This is a genomic window from Deinococcus radiotolerans, from assembly GCF_014647435.1.
In the GTDB taxonomy this organism is placed as follows: domain Bacteria; phylum Deinococcota; class Deinococci; order Deinococcales; family Deinococcaceae; genus Deinococcus; species Deinococcus radiotolerans.
Genome location: NZ_BMPE01000044.1, coordinates 1 through 2,272 on the forward strand (window position 1 = coordinate 1; position 2,272 = coordinate 2,272).

Genomic DNA, 2,272 nt, shown 5'->3' on the forward strand with positions numbered 1-2,272 from the left:
CTTCACCCGGGAGTGCTTGGCGATTCTGGTCGACCAGGCGCTGAAGGGAGCAGACGTCGTCGCGATCATGCGCCAGGTCAGCGAGATCAGAGGCAGTCCGAGCAGAATTCAAGTGGACAACGGCAGCGAGTTCATCAGTAAGGTGCTCGACCTCTGGGCCTACCAGTGCCATGTGACGCTGGATTTTTCCCGTCCAGGAAAGCCCACAGACAACCCCTTCATCGAGTCATTCCACGGTCGTTTCCGGGACGAGTGCCTGAATACCCATTGGTTCTTGAGCCTGGATGATGCCCGCCGAAAAGTCGAGCACTGGAGACGGGAGTACAATGCGTTCAGGCCGCATTCCGCGCTGAAAAACCTCGCGCCCAGGGCGTTCGCAGCGCAGTTTGCCTCGGTTCACGTCCAGCCGGAGATTCCGATTTGACCTGGATCCGTTTTTGGGGGCAGCTCAAAGTACGCTGGGCTCATTCGGGCTGGACCGATCAAAGGGTGAACGTCAGGTCATGGCCGTAGAGGCCCTGTTCGACGTGCTGGGTTGATGCAGATGACCGGTTGGTGTTCCTCCGCGTTTGCTGCCCCCACATCGCTTGGTGGTTGCCTCTGGCTCAAGTATGAGTTTTAGGCCAGCGCAATGACTGTCACTTGAGATCTGAAGTCTTCGCTGGGCCGGTCGATCATGGTGGTGAGGAGTTCTATGTCTTTGTACAGTTGGGCTACATCAAGCTCTTCGTCGTCTGCGGGGCCATCTGGTGTCTGTGCGATGTACATATATTTCATCATGCGGTGAGTTTCGCTTGGGTGGATTGTTTTCACTTCGAGCGTTCCAAGGGCCGGAACGCCTAGCTCCTCCATGGGACGGCCGGTATCCGTGCTGGTGAGAGGGATAAGATTGTACTTCGTGGCCAGATTGTCGGCTATTTCGTAGAGTTTGCCTCGCAGCTTCTCGCGGTCGCTAGCGATAAGATACTCAGCGGCGTCGATTGAATCATCAATGAGGATAAGCGTTCGGTTGAGAAGGCCCTTTAGTTGTTGAACTGTGGCGGACTCTGTTGTCGTTAGGAGTGCCTTCCGGAGTTTCGCAACACTTTCGCGATAGACGGGCAGTTCAGTGAGAGAGGGATGTTCTGAAATATAGTTAAATTCAATAATTATCCAAGCAGACCCTCTATATATTTTATCATCGTAATATAACTCTTCGGAGGAAGCGTCATATTTAAATTTGTTTTTATCAAGCTTGTTTCGGACGACCCCATGATCATCAATGTCTGGGGCAACCCAGATCAACATTTTTGGCCGTTTGCCAATATTATCCATTTGGACCTGGTACCTGCCCATCAGCTGAATTTCCTTTTGCCCCAACGTCAAAATGCTGCTCAAGGTGTCCATCGAGGCACTCAATATCTTGAGAAAGGGCAGGCTCGCTTGAGCAGTTGGAATTCCAGCGGTGACCTCTGTGATGAGACCCAGCGTCTCTTTGACCAAGTTCTGCGTCGGTAGGAATTGCAGAGCAATCTGTAATGTGATTTCTGTGCTGCTGTAAGGAGCTAAAATGAGACCGCCGACAGGACCGGCCACATAGTTCCTAGGTGCAACGGCAGTCGCATTGGCTGGAGTGGACAGAATGGTCCGCTCCAAGTTCTGACCGGTCGCTTCGCTTCGCATCTTTATGGTGCCCGTAATGATTGGGATGCCGTAATCAAGGCCCATCCGGTACGTGGACATGAAGTACCTGGGACTGGAAATGGAAACGTATCCCCCGGGTTCGTTATCGTCTTCGTTGACTGAAATGGCTTCGGCCCAGTCCTGAAGGCGCGCACCTCGGGCCCCTTCCAGAAGCTTGCCAAACCACGTTGCGAATGTCTCGTACCATTCCGCCATACATCCCCCCAGAGGTCTACGAGCGAATTGTCGGTCTACGGTAGAGTGTACGATTCTTCACACGACAATGCATTCAAAAATGACCAGGTGATCCGTCCACCTGTGCCAGTGCTCATGGGCCCCACCACACTGGACACTGCCGGCAAACCTGAGCGTGCCCGCACATCATGAGTTCCCATTCGGTGCTCGCAGCGCCACTTCCAAGTCGTCCGACGCGGCTGCGCTCCACTACGTTGGTGACACTACCGCTCGGTCACTATCCATAGGCCTGCCGGGAGTGGTAGTGCCGGCGGCGCGCTGCACGACAGGCACGCCGCCGGCCACCTATTGTTCTGTACAGGACATCTTGCCTTCAAGCCGCGCCTGGCGCGTGAAATGGTGTGCTCAGCAGCCT

2 protein-coding genes are annotated in these 2,272 nt (G+C 54.4%); one reads left to right on the forward strand and one right to left on the reverse strand.

The window, feature by feature from the left end; all coding sequences use genetic code 11:
* On the forward strand, nucleotides 1–424 hold a 424-nt coding region (locus IEY63_RS21990), incomplete at its 5' end, for an integrase core domain-containing protein (RefSeq protein ID WP_189071132.1).
* Between the two features lie 194 nt (nucleotides 425–618).
* Here the strand turns inward: IEY63_RS21990 and IEY63_RS21995 are convergent.
* Nucleotides 619–1,878, reverse strand: coding sequence for a hypothetical protein (locus IEY63_RS21995; protein WP_189071133.1), 1,260 nt, complete (start codon nucleotides 1,876–1,878; stop codon nucleotides 619–621).
* Between the last annotated feature and the right edge of the window lie 394 nt (nucleotides 1,879–2,272).

Bases quoted from the DNA above. Each gene is read 5' to 3' on its own strand.
- IEY63_RS21995 (WP_189071133.1), bottom strand. From the start codon at position 1,878: ATGGCGGAATGGTACGAGACATTCGCAACGTGGTTTGGCAAGCTTCTG.